The sequence below is a fragment of the Prevotella herbatica genome (assembly GCF_017347605.1).
GTDB classification, from domain to species: Bacteria; Bacteroidota; Bacteroidia; order Bacteroidales; family Bacteroidaceae; genus Prevotella; species Prevotella herbatica.
This window is the reverse complement of sequence record NZ_AP024484.1, coordinates 1,975,456-1,998,509: the sequence shown is the minus strand read 5'-3', so window position 1 is coordinate 1,998,509 and position 23,054 is coordinate 1,975,456. Positions and strand designations below refer to the sequence as shown.

The 23,054-nt window shown below is 39.2% G+C and carries 21 protein-coding genes; 17 read left to right on the top strand and 4 right to left on the bottom strand.

Annotation, left to right across the window (positions count from 1 at the left end):
• Positions 1–11: 11 nt before the first annotated feature.
• The 3 genes from prwr041_RS07435 to prwr041_RS07425 are packed head-to-tail and all read right to left on the bottom strand — an operon-like array spanning position 12 to position 3,312.
• Positions 12–731 carry an ABC transporter ATP-binding protein gene (locus prwr041_RS07435; RefSeq protein WP_207153201.1) on the bottom strand — a complete coding sequence of 240 codons (720 nt, stop codon included), beginning with the start codon at positions 729–731 and terminating at the stop codon, positions 12–14.
• A gap of 57 nt (positions 732–788) precedes the next feature.
• Positions 789–2,459, bottom strand: coding sequence for an ABC transporter ATP-binding protein (locus prwr041_RS07430; RefSeq protein WP_207153200.1), 1,671 nt, complete (start codon positions 2,457–2,459; stop codon positions 789–791).
• A 25-nt stretch (positions 2,460–2,484) separates the two neighbouring features.
• Positions 2,485–3,312 carry an NAD kinase gene (locus prwr041_RS07425; RefSeq protein WP_207153199.1) on the bottom strand — a complete coding sequence of 276 codons (828 nt, stop codon included), beginning with the start codon at positions 3,310–3,312 and terminating at the stop codon, positions 2,485–2,487.
• 63 nt (positions 3,313–3,375) lie between these two features.
• On the opposite strand from prwr041_RS07425, the gene prwr041_RS07420 reads away from it, so the two are divergent.
• The 17 genes from prwr041_RS07420 (at position 3,376) to prwr041_RS07340 (ending at position 20,737) form a co-directional block, all read left to right on the top strand.
• On the top strand, positions 3,376–3,942 hold the full coding sequence (locus prwr041_RS07420; RefSeq protein WP_207153198.1) for a DJ-1 family glyoxalase III: 567 nt from the start codon (positions 3,376–3,378) through the stop codon (positions 3,940–3,942).
• A 3-nt stretch (positions 3,943–3,945) separates the two neighbouring features.
• Entirely contained in the window at positions 3,946–4,626 is a 681-nt protein-coding gene (locus prwr041_RS07415; RefSeq protein WP_207153197.1) for a 2-C-methyl-D-erythritol 4-phosphate cytidylyltransferase, read from the top strand.
• A gap of 12 nt (positions 4,627–4,638) precedes the next feature.
• The gene (gene recG / locus prwr041_RS07410; protein WP_207153196.1) at positions 4,639–6,741 is read left to right on the top strand and encodes an ATP-dependent DNA helicase RecG; all 2,103 of its coding nucleotides are present in this window, start codon (positions 4,639–4,641) and stop codon (positions 6,739–6,741) included.
• 219 nt (positions 6,742–6,960) lie between these two features.
• Positions 6,961–7,911: a peptidoglycan DD-metalloendopeptidase family protein gene (locus prwr041_RS07405; protein WP_207153195.1), complete on the top strand. Its 951-nt coding sequence runs from the start codon at positions 6,961–6,963 to the stop codon at positions 7,909–7,911.
• A 460-nt stretch (positions 7,912–8,371) separates the two neighbouring features.
• On the top strand, positions 8,372–8,842 hold the full coding sequence (locus prwr041_RS07400) for an arginine repressor (RefSeq protein WP_207153194.1): 471 nt from the start codon (positions 8,372–8,374) through the stop codon (positions 8,840–8,842).
• Positions 8,843–8,917: 75 nt separating this feature from the next.
• Positions 8,918–9,508 (top strand): GNAT family N-acetyltransferase, encoded by a 591-nt coding sequence (locus prwr041_RS07395; protein WP_207153193.1) that lies wholly within the window; start codon positions 8,918–8,920, stop codon positions 9,506–9,508.
• An 18-nt stretch (positions 9,509–9,526) separates the two neighbouring features.
• Positions 9,527–10,726 (top strand): argininosuccinate synthase, encoded by a 1,200-nt coding sequence (locus prwr041_RS07390; RefSeq protein WP_207153192.1) that lies wholly within the window; start codon positions 9,527–9,529, stop codon positions 10,724–10,726.
• A gap of 104 nt (positions 10,727–10,830) precedes the next feature.
• Entirely contained in the window at positions 10,831–11,022 is a 192-nt protein-coding gene (locus prwr041_RS07385) for a PspC domain-containing protein (RefSeq protein WP_018464339.1), read from the top strand.
• 2 nt (positions 11,023–11,024) lie between these two features.
• Complete coding sequence (argC, locus tag prwr041_RS07380; RefSeq protein WP_207153191.1) at positions 11,025–12,026, top strand: N-acetyl-gamma-glutamyl-phosphate reductase; 1,002 nt, start codon at positions 11,025–11,027, stop codon at positions 12,024–12,026.
• 17 nt (positions 12,027–12,043) lie between these two features.
• Entirely contained in the window at positions 12,044–13,186 is a 1,143-nt protein-coding gene (locus prwr041_RS07375) for an aspartate aminotransferase family protein (RefSeq protein ID WP_207153190.1), read from the top strand.
• 7 nt (positions 13,187–13,193) lie between these two features.
• Positions 13,194–13,979, top strand: coding sequence for a pyrroline-5-carboxylate reductase family protein (locus prwr041_RS07370; RefSeq protein ID WP_207153189.1), 786 nt, complete (start codon positions 13,194–13,196; stop codon positions 13,977–13,979).
• 151 nt (positions 13,980–14,130) lie between these two features.
• Positions 14,131–14,685, top strand: a complete 555-nt coding sequence (locus prwr041_RS07365) for a helix-turn-helix domain-containing protein (protein ID WP_207153188.1) — start codon at positions 14,131–14,133, stop codon at positions 14,683–14,685.
• A gap of 14 nt (positions 14,686–14,699) precedes the next feature.
• Positions 14,700–16,376 carry an AMP-binding protein gene (locus prwr041_RS07360; RefSeq protein WP_207153187.1) on the top strand — a complete coding sequence of 559 codons (1,677 nt, stop codon included), beginning with the start codon at positions 14,700–14,702 and terminating at the stop codon, positions 16,374–16,376.
• 19 nt (positions 16,377–16,395) lie between these two features.
• On the top strand, positions 16,396–17,469 hold the full coding sequence (proB, locus tag prwr041_RS07355; RefSeq protein WP_207153186.1) for a glutamate 5-kinase: 1,074 nt from the start codon (positions 16,396–16,398) through the stop codon (positions 17,467–17,469).
• Positions 17,470–17,475: 6 nt separating this feature from the next.
• Complete coding sequence (locus tag prwr041_RS07350; RefSeq protein ID WP_207153185.1) at positions 17,476–18,723, top strand: glutamate-5-semialdehyde dehydrogenase; 1,248 nt, start codon at positions 17,476–17,478, stop codon at positions 18,721–18,723.
• A 12-nt stretch (positions 18,724–18,735) separates the two neighbouring features.
• Positions 18,736–19,698: a Rossmann-fold NAD(P)-binding domain-containing protein gene (locus prwr041_RS07345; protein ID WP_207153184.1), complete on the top strand. Its 963-nt coding sequence runs from the start codon at positions 18,736–18,738 to the stop codon at positions 19,696–19,698.
• Between the two features lie 16 nt (positions 19,699–19,714).
• A complete protein-coding gene (locus prwr041_RS07340; RefSeq protein ID WP_207153183.1) occupies positions 19,715–20,737 on the top strand; it encodes a threonine aldolase family protein in 1,023 nt (340 codons plus the stop codon).
• A 1,182-nt stretch (positions 20,738–21,919) separates the two neighbouring features.
• On the opposite strand, the gene prwr041_RS07335 is transcribed toward prwr041_RS07340, so the two are convergent.
• Positions 21,920–22,825, bottom strand: a complete 906-nt coding sequence (locus prwr041_RS07335; RefSeq protein ID WP_207153182.1) for a hypothetical protein — start codon at positions 22,823–22,825, stop codon at positions 21,920–21,922.
• Positions 22,826–23,054: the final 229 nt, after the last annotated feature.

The window sequence follows — 23,054 nt, the reverse complement described above, 5'->3', positions numbered from 1 at the left end:
GCAATCACAATTTATTTCATCACTCCATTTATTCCAAATGGCGAAGCGTGATGATCAAGATTTTCCTCTATCTTACCAATAAGTCCATCAGTAATGTGCACAATCTTATTTGTTTCATTGGCAACTCCACTCTCATGTGTTACCACAACAATCGTTTTGTGTTCTTCTTCATTGAGTTTCTTCAGCAATTGCATCACCTCAACAGAAGTCTTGCTATCCAAAGCTCCTGTTGGTTCATCAGCTAGAATTATTCGTGGTTGGGTTATTAGCGCACGGGCTATTGCCACACGCTGCTTTTGTCCACCTGACATTTCATTAGGATAATGTTCTGCCCAGGGCAACAGACCCAATCGTTCAAGGTATTCCATTGCCAACTGGTGTCTTTTCTTTCGTCCAACACCCTGATAAAATAAAGGTAGCTCTACATTTTCAACAGCAGTTTTGAATCCAATAAGATTAAAACTTTGAAAGATAAATCCAATCATGCGGTTGCGATATTCTGCGGCACGAGTCTCTGAGAGATCTTTTATCAATGTATCGCCGAGAAAATACTCGCCCCCATCATAGTTGTCGAGAATACCAAGAATATTGAGTAACGTAGACTTTCCAGAGCCAGAAGCTCCCATTATAGAGACAAACTCTCCCTCCTCAATATCAAGGTTGATGCCTTTAAGCACATGCAACGGCTGTGCTCCACGGTAGGTCTTATTGATGTCTTTTAAGTGAATCATATTCTTTCATTAGACGTGAGACTTTGGCAAAAAGTTGCCTTAGACACATAAATATATTTATATTTTCTCTATTTTCAACGTTTGATCACAATAATTCATAACTGCCGGACGATGTGTGATAAAGATCACTGTCTTATCATGACATGCTAATATGTTGCGAAGAAGCTGACGTTCTGTATCAGGATCCAGAGCACTAGTAGCCTCATCAAAAAGCATTATAGAACGGTCACGTAGCAAACTTCTTGCGATTGCAATGCGCTGGGCTTGTCCTTCACTTAATCCGGCACCCTGTTCTGAGCAGAGCGTGTTTAGTCCGTCAGGCAAATCCTCCACAAAGTCAGCACAACTTTTATGCAGTGCCTCCTGCATTTCTTCATCTGTAGCATTTAATTTCCCCAAACGAAGATTGTCTCGAATCGTACCACTCATGAGCGTATTACCCTGCGGGACATACACGAAATTACAACGATGGCATGGCGAAAGTGACTGAGATTGCAGTTTATTGTAAATAGAAACAGAACCAGATTGAGGTTGCAGCAACGCCAATATTAAACGTACAAGAGTCGTTTTCCCGGCTCCAGTCTCTCCGAGTATAGCGGTACAACTACCAGGAATGAAATCAAAGCTGAGATTATCTATCACGTTTCCATCCTTATCTGAATATCCGTAACTAACATTTTCCAATTTTATTCCACAAGGCGACTTTATTTCAACAGGTTCACCTTGCTCCTCCAGTGGATCTTCCTCCAATTCCATCAATCGTTCAACAGCTGTAAACACACTGACAAAGTCAGGAACTAACTTTGTTAGACTTCTTGCTGGAGTCTGTATTTTATTAACTAATTGCAGAAAAGCCGTCATTCCTCCAAATGTCAATGTATGCAGAGACATTCTTAGTGCAGCCCAAAGAAATGCAAAAAGATAACCGAAAGCAAAACCGAAGTTTACAATGAGATTGCTGAAAAGATTAAACTTAGTACGCTTTACTACATTCTGTCTTAGTTCGCTTTGGGTGTTCTCCAATCTATCAACCATCACGTCATCACTCTCAAGAGTTTTTATAAGCATGCGATTTTGAATAGTTTCCTGCAATACACTTTGCACCTTACTATCGCTGTCGCGCACTTTACGCGTTAGTCGTCTCATCTGCCCAACATAAATCTTGCTCACAGCAAGAAACATTGGAAATATGGCTATTACAATTACTGCCAGGATTTTATCCATTGAGAACAGATAAAAGAATGCACCTAGAAACATGGCAATCACCGACAAAGTATTTGGAATAGTTTCGGTGAGAAATGTAACAACATTGTTAACATCAAACTCTAGTCTATTTAGCACGTCTCCGGAATGATGGCTTTCTCTTCCATGCCATTGTGAGCGCAGGATGCGGTCGAGAACTCGTTGCTGCATTTTATTCTGCGCTTTTATTCCAAGGATATTCTTTATCCATATTCCCGAAATATTTAATGCAAAATCACACAACATGAACATGGCTATTATACCCACAGACCAATAGATATTACCACCCAACGTACCACTAGCAACATCAATCGCATGCTTAACTGCCCACACCTGAGCTAGGCTAACACCGACAGAAAGCAGACCAATAGAAGCATTAAGCACAGCTTGCAACTGATTGCCTTTCCAAGCCTGCCAAAGCCATTTCAGCAGAGTTTTCGTGTCATATTTATAATCTGGTATGCGGAGTAGTTTCTTTAATTTCATTGCATTAAATATTCTATGAGACAGACTACTGTCTGGTATCTGCTCCCCACATCATTTTCTCGTGTAGCGTAGAGAAGTATCGTTTATTTTTTAACTTCACAATCTTTACGCAATACGGAGCCTTCATTATTTTGAGTTTTGTACATTCATCAAGCTTTTCGCTTCTTCCGTCAATAGCAACGAGGAAGTTATGTGAACGTGATTCCACTTCAAGTTCAATCACGCTGGTATCATTAATTACTATTGGGCGAATATTAAGACTATGTGGCGCAACAGGAGTAATACAGAGACTACCGCTTTGAGGAACAATTATTGGACCACCATTAGAAAGATTATAGGCTGTACTACCTGTAGGGGTGGAAATTACAAGTCCATCTGCCTGATAATTAACCAAGAAATCTCCATTAATATGAGACCGGATGCTGATCATAGATGCAGAGTCGAGTTTCAGCACCGCAATATCGTTGAGTGCAAACGGACTACCCATAATAGGTTCACCGTCAGTCTCCATTTTTATCACAGTGTGATCTTCTATCATATAATTTCCTGCTAACATTTTATCAAGCGTCTCTTCAATCTCACTAGGCAAAACATCGGCAAGGAATCCTAATCTTCCCATGTTCACACCGATAATTGGAATTTGACGGTCACCAACTCTGCTGGCAGCACGAAGAAACGTTCCATCTCCGCCAAGAGATATCACGTAGTCGGCATTATCGAAATCAACAGGCTCTATCAGTACGTCAGCATTATGGCAGCCTAAATGCTTCTCTATTCTCTCAATATATTGTGCAATCTCGGCACACTTGCATTCATTGCCAAAAACAGCAAATACCAATTTACGTTCAGACATAATATTTTGTTGTTTCAATTTTTATTATTATTTTTGCAAATATAAAGAAAATAATTAAGAACTATGGCAAAAGTATATGAATTTTTGGCAGACGGCTTCGAAGAAATCGAAGGACTGGCTCCTGTTGACATCCTCAGAAGAGGCGGTGTGGACATTAAAACCGTAAGTATTACGGGTAGTGAACTTGTTGAGACTTCTCATGGAGTCACAATCAAGGCTGACTTGAAATTTGAAGACATTAGCAACTTCGACGATGCCGACATGATGCTTTTGCCCGGAGGAATGCCTGGGGCAACAAACCTCAACAATCATAAACTGTTGAAAAAGGCTTTGCTTGAACAAAATGCAAAAGGTAAACGAATAGGTGCTATATGTGCCGCCCCAATGGTACTTGGAGGATTGGGACTACTAAAAAATAAAAAAGCAACATGCTCACCAGGCTTTCAGAAATATATGATTGATGCACATTATACAGCAGAACTGTTCCAGATAGATGGTAATATAATCACTGGTGAAGGACCTGCAGCAACATTGCCATACGCTTATAAGATTCTTAGCTTCTTCGTTGGCGAAAAGGCAACCGAAGACCTACAGGAGAAGATGCAATACGCCCACTTAATGAATAAGTAAGCGATGGATTACATTATTATCGTTGCAGGAGGCAAAGGCATGAGGATGGGAACTGATATTCCAAAACAGTTTATTCCTATAGGTGGTAAACCTATCCTCATGCGCACAATTGAGAAATTTCACGAATACAATTCTGAATTAGGAATCATTCTTGTTCTTCCGCAAAGCCAGCAGGAATATTGGAAGCAACTGTGCATAGAACACAGCTTTGAAGTAAACCACACAATTGTTAACGGTGGTGAAACTCGCTTTGACTCTTCACGAAACGGACTGGCTGCAATTCCTGACGAAGAAATTGGAGTTACAGGTATTCACGATGGAGTGAGACCTTTCGTATCAAAAGAGGTCATTGACAATTGTTTTGAAACGGCAAGAGACGACTTCGCTGCGATTCCTGTACTTCCTGTTACTGACACTATAAGATATGTGGATAAGCAAGGTGGTGGGAAGAATGTTATGCGTAGCGACTATAGGGTAGTTCAAACGCCACAGGTGTTTGACATACAACTGCTGAAGCAAGCATACAATGCTGATTATCAAGAGTCATTTACAGATGATGCATCAGTCGTGGAGTCTCTTGGCTGCCAAGCCACAATGGTAGAAGGAAACCGAGAAAACATTAAGATCACAACGCCTTTTGACATCATCGTTGCAGAGGCTTTGTTGAAAGCACAACAAAAATAATATATATATATTTTGACTGGTATTCTAGATCAAGACATAATGTATCTGCCCGGAGTGGGTCCGAAACGAAAAGATATATTGAGTAAAGAACTTAATATTGCAACGTGGCGTGACCTTCTGGAATGCTATCCATATAAATATGTGGATCGCAGCAAGATATATCATATTAACGAACTTAACGGTGCAATGCCTTTCGTTCAGATAAAGGGAAGAATACTTAGTTTTGAGGAATTTGCAATGGGTGCTAGACGAAAGCGCATCGTGGCTCATTTCTCCGACGGTCATGGAGTTGTTGACTTAGTATGGTTTCGCGGCACACAATATATATATAAGACATATAAGGTTGGCATTGAATACATTGTGTTCGGCAAGCCCACAGTATATGGTGGACGATATCAGTTTGCTCACCCAGAGATAGAAAAGACAGAGGATCTGCAGCTTTCTGAAATGGGAATGCAACCATATTACTCTACTACAGAGAAGATGAAGAACTGCGGAATGACAAGCCGTGCAATAGAAAAAATAACAAAAACACTGATTGCTAAAATTCCTGAAGGTTCTTTGCCTGAAACACTTCCACCATTCATAACCGTACCGTTACATCTTCTCGGACGTGAAAATGCTTTCAGGGACATCCATTATCCAAAGAGCATTGGCGAACTGCAACATGCACAATTAAGACTGAAATTCGAGGAACTGTTTTATGTTCAACTCAACATATTAAGATATGCAAGTGACCATCGTCGCAAATATCGTGGTTACATATTCCAACACGTAGGCAGCAATTTCAACTATTTTTACAAGAATAATCTGAAGTTTGAACTCACAGGAGCCCAAAAAAGGGTGATGCACGAGATTCGAGCTGACATGGCTGGTGGAAGACAGATGAACAGACTGTTGCAAGGTGACGTTGGATCAGGTAAAACATTAGTAGCCCTACTCTCAATGCTTATCGCTATTGACAACAATTTTCAGACGTGCATTATGGCACCTACCGAAATACTAGCTGAACAACACTTCAATACCATAAAGGAATTTCTTGCAGGAATGGACATCCGCGTGGAACTTCTTACAGGAATCGTCAAAGGAAAAAAACGAAAAAATGTTTTAGAAGGATTAGTAAACGGCGATGTGAAAATACTTATTGGAACACACGCTGTGATAGAAGATACTGTGCAATTCGCACATCTCGGCTTAGCTATCGTCGATGAGCAACATCGTTTCGGAGTGGCACAAAGGGCTAGACTATGGGCTAAAAGCGAGAATCCTCCACACATGCTAGTCATGACTGCAACCCCAATTCCTAGGACTTTGGCTATGACCATCTATGGTGATCTTGACGTGAGCGTAATAGATGAGCTTCCACCAGGAAGAAAGCCTATAATAACAACGCACAAATTTGACACACAGATGACAAGTCTGTATAGTGGAATACGCCAACAGATTAACCAAGGAAGACAGGTTTACATCGTATTTCCTTTGATCAAAGAAAATGAGAAGACCGACCTCAAGAATCTGGAAAACGGTTATGAATCGCTTAAAGAAATATTTCCAGAGTTCAATATAAGCAAGGTGCATGGCAAGATGAAATCTAAAGAGAAGGAAGAAGAAATGCGCAAATTCGTAAACGGGAATACTCAAATTCTTGTTGCGACAACGGTTATCGAAGTGGGAGTAAATGTTCCCAACGCATCGGTAATGGTAATTCTTGATGCACAAAGATTCGGACTTTCTCAACTACATCAGCTTCGTGGACGCGTTGGTCGTGGTGCAAAACAGTCTTTCTGCATTCTCGTAACAAGTTACAAACTTAGTGAGGAAACGCGCAAGCGAATAGACATTATGTGCGACACAAACGATGGATTCAGAATTGCAGAAGCTGACTTAAAGCTACGTGGTCCTGGAGATCTTGAAGGAACACAGCAAAGCGGAATAGCTTTCGATCTTAAAATAGCAGACATCGCTCGTGATGGTCAGATAGTGCAAATGGCACGTGATGAGGCTCAAAAAATAATAGATAATGACCCCACATGTGAAAAAGTAGAATACAAAATGCTTTGGAACAGACTAAAAGAGTTAAGAAAAACTAATGTGAATTGGGCTGCAATATCGTAGCATACATTGATTCTTAGGGGGCTGAATTGCTATCCAACGGTAGCAAACAGATTGTTAAAAGTGCAATAAAATACGTTAATAGAGAAACAACTTTGCAATATTTTTGTTATCTTTGTAACGCTTTTGATATTTAACGGTGCTCATTTTCCGTACATCGTTAATTCCATTTGGATTAATTTTTATTGATCCATCATTGGTTTTAAACCTAAGAATCAGATTATGAATTTAAAAAAGAATATTAGTAAATTTTATATAGTCGCATTGTTTGCGCTAACGGCAATACCATCCCACGGTCAAGACCTCTTGGCACGTCAGGCTCCGATAGACCGCAAGTTGAAAGCAGTGGACACATTGGCATTGAAGAGTATTATTGAACGAGAAAAAGTTCAGTCCCCAGCAGCAGACTTATATAATGATTGGGACAACAGATACGCACATCACAGAACTGAAATGCCTGATTCTTTTAAAATTGATTTAAGACATTTTTGTATGCCTACCCCAAGTAGAGTTGTAACAAGCAACTTCGGAAGCCGTTGGGGACGCCCACATAAGGGACTTGACATAAAGGTTTATATCGGTGACTCTATTCGCGCTGCATTCAGCGGAAAAGTAAGAATTGTTAGATACGAAGCCGCAGGCTATGGAAAATACATTGTTATTAGGCACCCTAACGGATTGGAAACTATTTACGGACATCTTTCAGAGCAACTAGTTTCCGAAAACCAGACAGTAAGAGCAGGAGAAGTTATTGGATTAGGTGGAAATACGGGTAGAAGTACCGGTTCACACCTACACTTTGAAACTCGTCTATGTGGAGTTGCTCTTAATCCTGCATTAATGTTTGATTTCCGCAATCAGGATGTTACAGGAGACTATTTCGTTTATAATTCAAATACATACGACAGAGAATCTGCTGATGCTACACGTATTCGTGGTAAGATTGGAAACGGTGGCTACACACGTGATCTAGTACAGGATGGCGAACCAGGCAGATATAGTGGGCATATTAAGGAAAACAGTGCTGAAATACTCTATCACAAGGTTAAGGCTGGTGAAACAATACAGTCTATTTCTAAAAAACGTGGTGTTAGTATTGATAAGATTTGCCAGCTGAACCACTTAAGTTCAAAATCTCACGTACGCCCAGGACAAATCCTAAGATATTCATAAGACAAATTTTTCACTTTATTATATAAAGATACATTTAAGAATTATCCAACCTAAGATTAACTTAGGTATTAAATAAAAATAGGGAGAGTGTTTAAACATTCTCCCTATTTTTATGCAATGCTATCTACCCTACAAAGTACGCTATAAACTATATTTATACCATTTATTAAAATGCTTTTAACAAGTGATACTGATTTTTTATTAGAAGGAATGATAAGAATTAGCTTAATAATTAATACAAAAGATAACTTGTGAGAAAAGAGATAATTTAGATGGCATTATACGAATAATGCATAACTATTACAAGTGTAAATATACAATATGCGTGTATATTTATGTCTAAAAAGCGACTAAAAATGACAAAATAGCACCCTTTACATTATTTTTATGCAAATTTATTTGGAAGTTAATACATAAAGTTGTATATTTGCAAACATAAAGTTGAATAAAAATACACGTTATGAAAGTAAAAGCTAGCAGATTAGAAGCCCTGAAGATGCTCATTTCAAGTAAGGAGCTAAGTAATCAGGAAGAAGTGTTGCAGGCACTCAAAGTTGAGGGATTCCTTCTAACCCAGGCTACATTGAGCCGAGACCTCAAGCAGTTGAAAGTTGCAAAAGCAGCAAGCATGAATGGCAAATATGTCTACGTACTGCCAAATGAAACAATGTACAAACGCATACACAAGCCATTGTCACCAACAGAGATGATGCAAACTCCAGGATTTGTTTCTATTAACTTTTCTGGTAATATGGGTATTATCAAGACACGCCCTGGTTATGCCAGTAGTATCGCATATAATATAGATAGTAGCGATATTCCACAGATTATCGGAACTATTGCTGGCGACGATACCATATTTATAGTAATAAAAGAAGGCGCAACTCCAGAAGATGTTAAAGAGAGTCTTAACGGAATTATAAGTCTCTAAGAAGAAAGAGACCAAAACATGATGATCCCACTGAACATAAATCAGTATGGGAAATGAATACAGAAGAGTAAAGAAATGGAAGAAATCAAGGTGATGGTTGCCGACGAAAGCCATATCAAGTACGTCGACATCATACTAGAAACTATTGCGGAAGCAGCTAAAGTGCGCGGAACTGGTATCGCTAAGCGTTCACCAGAATACGTTGCAACAAAGATGAGGGAAACCAAAGCGGTTATTGCCCTCCAAGGTGATAAGTTTGCAGGGTTCAGTTATATTGAGACCTGGGGAAACAAACAATATGTAACAACATCAGGATTGATAGTCCATCCTGACTTTCGTGGTCTTGGACTTGCAAAAAAAATCAAGAATGTAACATTCACTTTAGCTAGAAAGCGATGGCCACACGCAAAGATATTCTCTCTTACAAGCGGTTCAGCTGTAATGAAGATGAATACACAACTCGGATATCTTCCTGTCACATTCAATGACCTTACAGATGACGAGAGTTTCTGGAGAGGATGCGAGGGATGTATAAACTCCGACGTGCTACACCGCACAAATCGTCGTTACTGTATTTGTACAGCTATGCTCTTCGACCCAGAACGGGATTTACCCGCAAAGCTTCCAGCAGACGTATTGGAGAGAATCAAGAATATAAATGACTGATTATTAAAGTAAAGAATTATGGCAAAAAAGAAAGTAGTTGTCGCCTTTTCAGGAGGCCTTGACACATCATATACAGTTATGAAACTCACCCAAGACGGATGGGACGTTTATGCAGCATGCGCAAACACAGGCGGTTTCAGCGAAAAACAACTGAAGAGCAATGAAGAAAACGCATATAAGTTGGGCGCCGTGAAATATATCACACTTGACGTTACGAACGAATATTACGAGAAAAGTCTTAAATACATGATTTTCGGTAATGTAATGCGTAACAACTGCTACCCCATATCAGTAAGTTCTGAGCGTATTTTTCAAGCTATCGCTACAGCAAGATATGCCAACGAGATTGGTGCTGACGCAATAGCCCATGGCAGCACCGGTGCTGGTAACGACCAGATACGTTTCGATATGACGTTCCTAGTAATGGCACCAGGTGTAGAGATTATCACACTGACACGTGACAAGGCTTTAAGCAGAAAGGAAGAAGTGGACTATCTGAACGAGCATGGCTTCTTTGCCGACTTTACCAAACTTAAATACAGCTACAACGTTGGAATTTGGGGAACAAGTATATGTGGTGGCGAAATTCTTGATCCAACACAGGGGCTTCCTGAAGAAGCTTATCTGAAACATGTTACAAATGAAGATGAGAGCGAACTAAAAATTACTTTCGAGAAAGGTGAGATTACAGCCGTAAACGGAGAAATATTCTCTGACAAGATACAGGCAATCCAAAAAATTGAAGAAATTGGTGCAGCTTATGCTATTGGCAGAGATTGTAATGTTGGCGATACAATTATCGGAATTAAAGGACGTGTTGGTTTTGAAGCAGCAGCCCCTAAACTTATAATTGAAGCTCACAGATTGCTAGAAAAAAGCACTTTGAGTAAATGGCAGCAATATTGGAAAGACCAGATAGGCAATTGGTATGGAATGTTCCTACACGAGAGCCAATATCTAGAACCAGTAATGCCAGACATAGAGGCTATGATGATATCATCACAACGCAACGTTAACGGTACAGCAATCCTAAAACTACGTCCTTATGGTTTCCAAACCGTGGGAATAGACTCAAAAGATGACCTAACAAAGTCTAAACTGGGAGAGTATGGAGAAATGCAGCACGGATGGACAGCCGAAGATGCAAAGGGATTTATAAAGGTAAGTTCCACTCCTTTAAGAGTTTACTACGGGATGCATCCAGACGAAATGAGATAATATCTACCTCAAGCGAGATTATTTATATAAATAAAGTATATGACTGCAACTTTTCTAATTAATCAAACGTCTATAATAAAAATAAACATAAAAAGAAAAGAAGTATGTCAAACGAAAGAAAAATTTATCGTTCAAGCGATCGTGTTATTGCTGGAGTATGTGGTGGAATAGCAGAGTTTTTTGACCTTGACCCCACATTAGTAAGACTTGTGTATGCGTTTTTCACCGTAACAACAATTTTCAGCGGTGTGATTCTGTACATAATTGCATGGTTGATTGTACCTAGGAAATATTAGATATGATTAGAATTGGAATACTTGGAGCTGCAGGCTATACAGGAGGCGAACTTATTCGCCTTCTGCTAAATCACCCTGAGGCTAAAATTGTTTTTGACAACAGTGAAAGTAATGCCGGTAACCTTGTTGCCGACGTTCATGAAGGATTATATGGAGAAACAGACTTAGAGTTTACTGCAGAAACAGATTTTGATAAAGTTGACGTAGTATTTTTCTGTTTTGGACACGGAAAAAGTGAAGCCTACATGAGCGAGCATGATATTCCTGAAGGAGTAAAGGTGATTGACTTAGCACAGGACTTTAGATTACACCCTGAGAATAATGTTCACACACAGCATCCAACTTCCAAATCTCATGACTTCGTTTACGGACTTCCTGAAATAAATGAAAATAAGATTGCACATGCAAATCATGTAGCTAATCCAGGATGCTTCGCAACTTGCATACAGTTGGGACTACTTCCAGCTGCAAATATGCAATTAATAAACGATGATGTAGCAGTGAATGCCATAACAGGCAGCACTGGAGCTGGACAAAAGCCAGGATCAACTACTCATTTTTCTTGGCGTAACAACAACATAAGCATATACAAAGCCTTTAAACATCAACATATACCCGAAATAAGGGAAAGCTTAAAGCAAGTACAAAGCTATCTTGATGCTAGCATTGACTTCATCCCCTATCGTGGCGATTTTGCTAGAGGAATTTTTGCAACTGAAGTCATAAAGACTGATGTTGATATCGACACGATTGTAAATGGATATAAGGAATTCTACAAGAATGCAAAATTTACGCATTATGTAGACAAGCCACTAGATCTAAAGCAGGTCGTAAACACCAACAAGGCCCTAGTGCACTGCGAAAAGATTGATAATAAATTGCTAGTTACATCCTGCATAGATAATCTATTGAAAGGCGCTGTTGGACAGGCTGTACAGAATATGAATATTATGTTTGGCATTGACCAGACGACAGGCTTGAAACTAAAGCCTTCTGCATTTTAATATAAGGAGAGAAAAATATGAAATTATTTGATGTGTATCCGCTTTTTGACATAAATATAGTCAAAGGTAAAGGAGTAAATGTTTGGGACGACAAAGGTCAGGAATATCTTGATCTTTACGGTGGACATGCCGTAATCAGTATCGGGCACTGCCATCCTCACTACGTTGAGATGATGACAAAGCAGCTTAATACTCTTGGTTTCTACAGCAACTCTGTAATTAACAAGTTACAAGTGGAACTGGCTGAACGACTTGGAAAGATAAGCGGATATGAAGACTATCAGTTTTTCCTTATCAACAGCGGTGCAGAAGCCAACGAGAACGCATTGAAACTAGCTTCTTTTAAAAACGGTCGCAAGCGTGTGCTCTCTTTTGAGAAGGCTTTTCACGGACGAACATCTCTAGCCGTGGAGGTGACTAACAATCCGAAAATCATAGCTCCAATAAACGATAATAATCATGTCACGTTTCTTCCACTCAACGACCTTGAAGCGTGGGAAAAAGAACTAGCAAAAGGTGATGTATGTGCATGTATATTAGAATGTATTCAGGGTGTAGGTGGCGTTAACATGGTTACGCCTGAATTTGCACAGGGATTGCAGAAAGCCTGCAAAAAATACGGCTCTATACTTATTTGTGACGAAATACAATGCGGCTACGGACGAAGTGGAAAATTCTTCGCTCATCAATGGCTGGGTATTCGTCCTGACATAATATCTGTAGCCAAAGGTATCGGCAACGGATTTCCAATGGGCGGTATACTTATATCACCAGACTTTGAACCTGTCTACGGACAACTTGGAACCACTTTCGGAGGTAACCACCTGGCATGTACAGCAGCTCTTGCTGTACTAGACGTGTTTGAGAACGAAGGACTTGTTGAAAATGCTCACTTAGTGGGTGAATATCTCATGGATGAACTTAAACAGCTTCAGCAACGTACAACACATATCAAGAGTGTACGCGGACAAGGTCTTATGGTTGGTGTTGTTCTTGATATTCCGCATAAGGAAGTAAGAAACAAACTAATCTACGAGCAGCATTGTTTCACAGGTTGCGCATCAACCGACATTTTAAGAATTCTGCCACCATTATGTCTCACAAGAGACAATGTGGATGACTTCATACAACGTTTTGAAACAGTGTTAAACGAATTATAGGAACATCATGAAAATATCAATAATTGGCGCTGGCGCAATGGGTGGAGCATTTGCTGAAGGATTGCTGAAAAGCGACAGCATAAATGCAGCCGACATTACCGTTGCGAACCCACATACAGACAAACTTGAGAAATTCGCCTCTATGGGCGCAAGCATAACTACAGACAACACGGTTGCCGCTATAGACGCAGACATCGTGGCTATTGTAGTGAAACCTTGGCTTGTAGAAAAAGTAATAGAAGAAATTAAACCTATACTTGATTACAAAAAGCAGATTATTATTAACATGGCTGCTGCAATTTCTTCCGCACAACTGTTTGAATGGGCTGCAAAGGGTGAAGAAAAACCAGCTATATTCCAGATAATTCCAAACATAGCAATAGCAGTAAAAGCTAGTATGACTTTCATTGTACCATGTAATGCCAGTGATGAGCAGACAAACATGGTGAAAGGTATATTTGATAATGTTGGACAGACTTATCTTACCGATGAACAGCATCTTGGTGCAGGAACAACACTAGCAAGTTGCGGTATTGCATATGCAATGAGATATTTTAGGGCTGCTTCTGAGGGTGGAGTTGAACTTGGATTTAAGGCTGACATTGCCAAAGACATAGTGTTGCAGACGGTAAAAGGAGCAGTAGAACTACTTCAAGCTAATGGTAATCACCCAGAAGCAGAAATCGACAAAGTTACAACACCTGGTGGACTAACCATTAAGGGACTAAACGAAATGGAACACGCTGGATTTACAAGTGCTGTGATTCGTGGACTGAAGGCTGGTCTTAAATAGAATATAAGGCAATAAAAGATTGCACATTCATGAGCATTTGAGCATAATTAAAACTTTAATTGGCATTGCTTGGAAATTAAACGCTCTTGAAATACATTAATAGCAAAAGTTTTCGTAATTTTGGCGTAACGAAATTATCAACCCATTAATTATGGAAGAATCAATAAAACAAATTGGAGAGAGACTGAGAGGTCTTCGCGATGTGCTAAACATTCCTAAAGAAGAAGTTGCAAAACTCTGCGGAATAACCGTTGAGCACTACTTAAAGATTGAGGCTGGCGAAGCTGACCCTTCAGTCTATCGACTATCAAAAATTTCAAAACGTTACGGAATTGACTTGGATGTTCTCCTTTTCGGAGAAGAACCACGCATGAACAGTTACTATCTTACAAGAGACAAACAGGCTCCCGAAATTGATCGTGGAGACAAATACATGTATCAGACTCTTGCAAGCGGATTCAAAGGAAGGAAAATGGATCCATTCCTCGTGCAGGTAGATCCAATGCCAGGAAACAAGAAAAATAATAAGAACACGCACGACGGTCAGGAATTTGACTTTGTACTTGAAGGCGTGTTGGAACTCACTATCGACGAGAAAGTTCTAGTTCTTAAAAAAGGTGATAGCATCTACTTTGATGCTAAAGTACCTCACTGCATGAGAGCGCTGGAAAATGAACCGGCTAAATTTCTTTGTGTTGTAAACTAAATAAGAATTAGAAAATGTTAGAAAGATTTTTAACACAGACTTCGTTCGTGTCTGAAGAAGACTTCGAAAAGAATCTGCATTTCAAAATACCCGAGAATTTTAACTTCGCATATAATGTAATGGACGCTTTGGCTGAGGAAAGGCCAGATAAACTTGCTCTACTATGGACAAGCGAGCGTGGCGAAGAAGTAAGAACAACCTTTAAGGAATTTAAGGAACAAACAGATCGCACTGCAGCTTATCTCATGAGCCTAGGAATAGGCAGAGGTGATAAAGTGATGCTTATTCTGAAACGACATTATCAGTGGTGGCTATCAATGATGGCTTTGTGCAAAATAGGCGCTATTGCTATTCCTGCTACTCACATGCTGACAAAGCAAGATATTATCTATCGCAACGAGAGTGCGAGCATAAAGGCAATTATATGTGCTAACGACGAATATGTAACGACACAGATTCAAAGCGCAATGTCTGAAAGTCCATCCGTGAAACTGCTTGTAGCAGTAAATTCAATGTCAGAATATGATAAACCTATACCAGAAGGATTCCACGACTGGCATAAGGAATGGATAAATGCTCCTGAATTCAAACGCCCAGAAAACGTGAACACCAACGAGGACACTATGCTGATGTATTTCACCAGCGGAACAAGTGGCGAACCAAAGATGGTTGCTCATGATTATCTATATGCACTCGGACACCTAACAACAGGAGTTTTTTGGCATAATCTAAACGAAAATAGCCTTCATCTTACTGTTGCTGATACAGGTTGGGGTAAAGCTGTATGGGGTAAACTCTACGGACAATGGTTTGCGGGTGCTGCTGTATTCGTATATGATCATGAGAAATTTACAGCAGAGAAGATAATGAGACAGATTGAAAAATATCACATCACTTCTTTCTGTGCACCACCTACCATTTATCGTTTCATCATACGTGAGGACTTCTCAAAATATGACTTGAGCAGTTTGGAATGGTGCACAACAGCTGGAGAAGCAATGAATCCTTCTGTTGCAGACAAGTTCAAGGAACTGACTGGAGTTACTATATACGAGGGATTCGGACAGACCGAGACAACGATGACATTAGGCACATTCCCTTGGGTAGAACCAAGACCAGGTTCTATGGGTAAACCTAATCCTCAATACGACGTAAGACTATTAAGACCTGACGGCACGGAATGTGAAGACGGTGAGAAGGGCGAAATATGCATACTCATAGGTGATGAGAAACCTTTAGGATTGTTTAAGGGTTATTACCGTGACGAGGAAAGAACCAAAGAAGCATGGCACGACGGTGTTTATCACACAGGAGACATGGCTTGGAGAGATCAGGACAGTTACTTTTGGTTTGTTGGTCGCACAGACGACGTAATAAAGAGTTCTGGTTATCGTATAGGCCCGTTCGAGGTAGAGAATGCACTGATGCTTCATCCTGCCGTTGTAGAATGTGCAATAACAGGTGTACCAGACCCAATACGTGGTATGGTGGTCAAAGCAACAGTCGTACTTTCAGATGAATACAAGGATAAAGCCGGCGACGACTTGATAAAGGAATTACAGGATCATGTGAAGCATGAGACTGCTCCTTACAAATACCCTCGTATCATTGAGTTTGTTGATGAATTGCCAAAGACAATTTCTGGCAAGATTCGTCGAGTTGAAATTCGGCAAAAGGACAATAAACAATAGATATAGAGATAGAGACAACATGAAAAGAATTGTAGTAAAGGTGGGTAGCAACGTGCTTACCCGCGACGATGGAAAACTTGATGTCACGAGGATGTCTGCCATAGTAGACCAGATTGTATGGATGAAGCGCAACGGCTTTGAGGTAATCCTTGTTTCTTCGGGAGCAATGGCTTGCGGTCGTGATGAACTTAAAGTCAATCGCAAACTGGATTCTGTGGGGCAAAGACAGCTTTATTCGGCAATAGGTCAGGTGAAACTCGTTGGACTTTACTACGATTTGTTTCGTGAATACAACATGCATGTAGGTCAGGTGCTCACCATGAAAGATAGTTTTTCCACTCGTGGTGAGTATCTGAATCAACGTGCTTGCATGACGGTAATGCTTGAAAACAATGTTATTCCTATTGTAAACGAGAACGACACAGTGAGTGTTACCGAGTTGATGTTTACTGATAATGACGAACTGTCTGGACTTATCGCCTCTATGATGGATGCTGACACATTAATTATTCTGAGCAATGTAGACGGCATTTTCAACGGTGATCCTAAGAGCTCTAACACGCGAGTTATACCGTTGGTTAACTATGACCGTGATCTTGGCGAATACATTCAAGATAGCAAAAGCGGATTCGGACGCGGTGGTATGATTACAAAGACGAATATAGCTAAGAAAGTAGCCGAAGAAGGTATAAGGGTTATTATCGCAAACGGAAAGACAAACAATATTCTTATAGACATAGCCACAAAGCCTCAAGAGACTATGCACACGGAATTCCGTCCTAATCCAAACCCTGCATCGCAGGTTAAGAAGTGGATTGCTCATAGCGAGAGTTTCGCAAAGGGCATTATTCATATAAACAAGAATGCCGAAGATGCTCTGAAAGGTGACAAAGCGGTGAGTCTTTTGCTTGTCGGAGTAACTTCTATTGAAGGTGACTTTGAGGAGAACGATATTATAAATGTAGTGGGAAGCAACAACGACATTATCGCCGTAGGCAGAAGCGGATATTCGGCTTCTGAAGCAAAGGAAAATATCGGCGTACACGACTTAAAACCTCTTATACACTATGATTATTTGTACATGGAACAGTAAACAGCTATGGAACTTACAAATACATTCAAGAGAGTAAAGGAAGCAAGCAAGACGCTCGCTACCATCAGCGACGAGAAGCGCAATGATATACTATTGGCTGTTGCCGACGGTATTGAAAACAATATTCCGCAGCTGATAGCAGACAACGCACTTGATTTGGCTCGCATGGACAAAGACGATTCTATGTACGACCGCCTTCAACTCAATGAAATACGTCTGCACGATATTGCTGCCGACATGAGACACGTTAGCACACTCCCCTCTCCTTTAGAAAAGATTCTAAAAGAGAAAACGCTTGACAATGGACTTCATTTGCGTAGGATAAGTGTACCGTTTGGTGTGATTGGAATGATTTATGAAGCTCGCCCTAACGTGACTTTCGATGTATTTTCACTTTGTTTCAAAAGCGGCAATGCTTGTATTTTGAAAGGTAGCAAAGATGCAGATGAATCCAACAAGGCTGCAATCAGAATTATACACGAAGTACTAAGGAAATTCAATATCAATACTTCTGTGGTGGAATTACTACCAGCTACTCATGAAGCTACTGCCGAAATGCTTACAGCGGTAGGATACATAGATTTATGCATTCCACGAGGAAGTAAGCGACTGATTAACTTTGTACGCGACACTGCTAAGATTCCTGTTATAGAAACTGGTGCAGGAGTTGTTCACTGCTACTTTGATGAAAGTGGAGACGTTGGCATTGCCAAAGACATTATCAATAATGCCAAATGTCGCAGATGCAGTGTCTGCAATTCTTTAGATACTCTTATTATAAACAGTAACAGGTTGAACTACTTGCCTGAAATATGTAGTAAACTTGCTGAGAACAAAGTGCTTATCCATGCTGACGAAAAAGCATTCAACGCTTTAATCGGACACTATCCAGAATCTCTTCTGAAAGAAATAAATGAAGACATCTGGGATACAGAATGGTTAAGCATGCAAATGGGTATCAAAACCGTCGATTCTCTTGATGAAGCAATTCAGCATATTTCCAAATACGGCAGCGGACACAGTGAGTGTATCATATCTGAAGACACTGAGGCACAGCACAAATTCCAGACATTGGTTGATGCTGCTTGCGTTTACATAAATGTTCCAACAAGTTTCACAGACGGTTCGCAGTTCGGACTTGGAGCAGAGATAGGCATCAGTACTCAGAAGTTGGGGGCACGTGGGCCAATGGCACTTGAGGAAATAACAACCTACAAATGGATTATTGAGGGACACGGACAGATAAGATCATAAAATCAATAGAATATGAAGACTTTTTTTAATGTAGAAGACCTCGGGAATCTTAACGATGCTTTGGCTGAGGCAAAAGAAATAAAAAACAACCGTTTCGGTTATCAAGAACTCGGCAAGAATAAGACCTTGCTGATGATATTCTTTAATAATTCATTGCGAACACGTCTGTCAACTCAAAAAGCAGCGATGAATCTTGGCGTCAACGTGATTGTGCTTGATGTCAATGCAGGTGCATGGAAACTAGAAACGGAACGTGGAGTGATTATGGACGGAGACAAGAGTGAACATCTTCTTGAGGCCATCCCTGTAATGGGAAGCTATTGCGATATCATCGGCATCCGTTCATTTGCAGGGCTTAGCGACAGAGATTATGATTATGCTGAAACAATTGTAAACCAATTCGTGAAATACAGCGGACGCCCAGTTTTTGCAATGGAGACATCAACAGTTCACCCTTTGCAAGCTTTTGCCGACCTCTTCACTATTGAGGAATATAAGCAAACAACTCGTCCTAAAGTTGTTCTTTCTTGGGCTCCTCATTGTAAGAGTCTTCCACAAGCTGTTCCAAATAGTTTTGCACAATGGATGAATGCTGCAGATGTGGATTTTGTAATCACTCACCCAGAGGGATACGAACTTGACCCGAAATTTGCTGGTAACGCAAAGATTGAATACAACCAGAAAAAGGCTTTTGATAATGCTGATTTTATCTATGCGAAGAACTGGAGTTGTCCTGGTGTAACCAATCCTGCTGATTACGGAAAGATTATCAACAGTGACCCTTCTTGGACTGTAGACACTGAACACATGAGCTGGACCAATAATGGTTATTTCATGCATTGTCTGCCTGTTAGAAGAGGACTTATCGTTACTGATGATGTAATAGAAAGCGACCATAGTTTAGTTATACCAGAAGCTGCCAATCGTGAGATTAGTGCAGAGGTTGTAATTAAGCGTATGCTTGAAAGTTTATAATAATAAGAATGATTATATGATATCTTTTGAATGTGACTATAATAACGGTGCTCACCCAAAAGTTTTGCAGCACTTGCTAGAGACAAACTCTAAACAAAGCCTTACTTACGGATTCGACGAATGGAGCGATTCAGCTAAAGAAAAGATCCGCAATGTATGCAATGCACCAGAAGCTGAGATTTATTTCCTTAGCGGAGGAACACAGACCAACATGACTGTGATTGATGGTATGCTACAAAGCTACGAAGCTGTTATTTCGGCAAAGACAGGACACATCAACATTCATGAGGCTGGAGCCGTTGAATTTACAGGTCATAAGGTAATTGACCTTCCTGCCCATGATGGCAAGATGAGCGCAAAGGAATTAAGTGATTACATGAACTGGTTTGTGAATGATGAAAGCACAGAACATCTTGCGCAGCCAGGAATGGTATATATTACTTATCCTACAGAATACGGTACTATATATTCAGCAGAAGAAATAAGCAATATATACAAAGTTTGTAAAGAGCACGGACTCCACTTGTTTATTGACGGAGCCAGAATGGGCTATGGAATAATGTCGCTTAAAAGTGATATTGACCTCAAATTCATTGCTTCACATTGTGATGTATTCTACATTGGCGGAACAAAGGTTGGAGCATTGTGCGGAGAAGCTGTAGTATTCCCGAATAAAGCACCAAAGCATTTCTTCACTACGATAAAGCAGCATGGGGCATTAATGGCTAAAGGCAGACTTATCGGCATACAGTTTGATGCATTGTTTACCGACAACCTTTATCTTGATATTTCAAAACATGCAATTGAAATGGCAGAAAAGATGAAGCAGTTGTTTGCGAAAAAGGGCTATAAGTTCTTTCTTGACTCACCAACTAATCAGCAGTTTGTCATAGTTCCAAATGATAAGATGATAGAACTTGAACAACAAGTTATGTTTACTCATTGGGAGCCTTATGACGCAAAGAATTTCGTTTGCCGTTTTGTAACTTCATGGGCTACAACAGATGAAGATCTAAAGATACTAAGCGAGATTACTTAATCTCGCTTTTTTTTATTTTATGAATAAAACTTTATAAGTACAAATATACATTTTAGTGGTTCATCCGACAAATCGGTTGATAGATATAATGATATTATATATTCCTTAAATGCTTTTTATTTTGCGCAAAGAGTTAAGGAAATCATGAAAAAGCGCCAATAAAATCAAGGTAATTAAAAGTTTAGTTTTTAATAGAGCAAGTGTGAAACGACTTACAAACAAGGGTTATTTATGGAGAGTTTTATCCTTTAACTAGAAAAAGATTCCTGAAAAAAAAGAAAAGTTACCTACATTACCTACATTTTTGACTTAAGCACCTACCTATCAATTGTTTACCTAATGTATAAGAGTGCATTTTCCTACATCTTTCCTACATTGTTCCTACATTATAAGCACGTATTTGTACCTAAAACGATGGAATTTGATCAAACCACAATACCAAAATCGCTTTTTTAGTCACGCCATTAAGCCGTGTCTCTGGCAGTAACACAAATCACAGCAATGCCTTTCTTGAGAATTATATATCTAGAAATGTCGTTCCTATTTGTAAATAAATTTTAAAAACAAACGAATTTATATGGCATTTTGATATGCCAACCTTTTCAGTAAAGGATTTCTGAAACAATAATGATTATCAGTAACAGCTTAACAAAATGTATAGTGAGTCAGTAAGTATAACTGTGATTGTTTATAGTCAAATCCTATTATAAGTAAATGTATGAAGCACAACAAAAATAAAATCGCCTTTTTCGGTGCGTCTTTGAGTGATTAGACCCTAATCACTCTGCAAAGCATGTAGGACAATAGAGTGATTAGGGCCTAATCACTCCCTAAAATGTATAAGAACGGACTTATATACATTAGCTAACATATTGTATAACAATGTGTTTCGCAAAAACATGTAGGAAACAGCATTAAAAACTCGACAAAAAAAATATGGCAATACAAAGTGACTTGAAAAAGTATTATATGCTTAGTTCAACCAATTTGTCGGATGAACCATTTTTGTAAATAGCATAATTGCGAAAAAAAACGCAAAAAGTAGGTATGATTTGCAGTTTAATGCCACTTTTATCCCGATAATGTCACTTAATGTCACTCGTTCATCCCTTATAAACAAAGGGGTTGTGACAAAGTGACATTAATGACATTAAAAAAACTTTTTCTGGTAGAGAAATGCAATCAACGCATATCTACATGGTATTTTAATTCAGCTATTGCATAATCAGAAAGCCTCAGAATATTATAATCAATCATTCTTAATTTCTGTTGGTTGAATAATGTTGAGAAAGATGATTTAAGATCTATCCCACCTCTAGTAATAATAGCTTTGCCATCAGATTCGAACGTGATAATCACACAATTATTATCACTGTCAATAATCATATAGGCCGTTTTGCCAATATTAATATCACTAATAATCCCCATATTAGTCTTCTCTTCATCAGAAAAATTATTGCTTAACAGTTTACCCTTAGGATAATCCATGAACACTTGACAGACACTCTGATAAAGCCTATAAAGCTGGAATTTACGATTATCGTTTAAATGATTTTTATATCCATCTGAGAAGATGACTTCATCCAAAGGCATTCCAAATTTGGCTTCACTATAAAAATGAAGAGCTTTAAGAGAGTTTAGTTTTTCTGGAGATGAGGTACTAAAAACTTGGTTTTGTTCAAAATCATTAGGAAGTTTATTTATTATATTATGGGTAACTTCATAAGACGGCAGGTCTGTTACTGATAAAAAGTTTGCATCATATTCACACATTATATCTAACTTTTCCAAATAATTAATACCACTAACAAATTTAGGGGATTGTAATGTCGATGCATCTACGTATAATATGTTACCTACATAAATATTATTATAACTTACATCGTACACAGGTATGCGCGCTGTAGAAAAATTATAGTCTAATGGCTTCACGTTTTCTAGATGAGACCAGTCCAAAGAACCACTAGTACTGTCAGCCTTAACGGAGTCCGTTTTTACAGTCTGCTTTGTCTGTGGTCTGTTGTCTATTTTTTCATCTTCACTACAAGAAGATAACATCGCCATCAAAATGGAGGTGCATAAAATCATTCTTAATTTCATTTTTTTATCTTAGTCTATTTATTGCTCATGTATTTATACAAAACAAAGTTATAAAAAGAAACAGCTGTTTCCATTTAAAAAAATATCCGACAGAAAGGATTTTCATCACTTCCTGCCAGAATATTCACTTTTTAAATGTATATATATATATAGGTTAAGTAAGTCTATGTTATCACCAGTTTTGAAAGCTTATAAACCGAGCGAATAACTATTTATC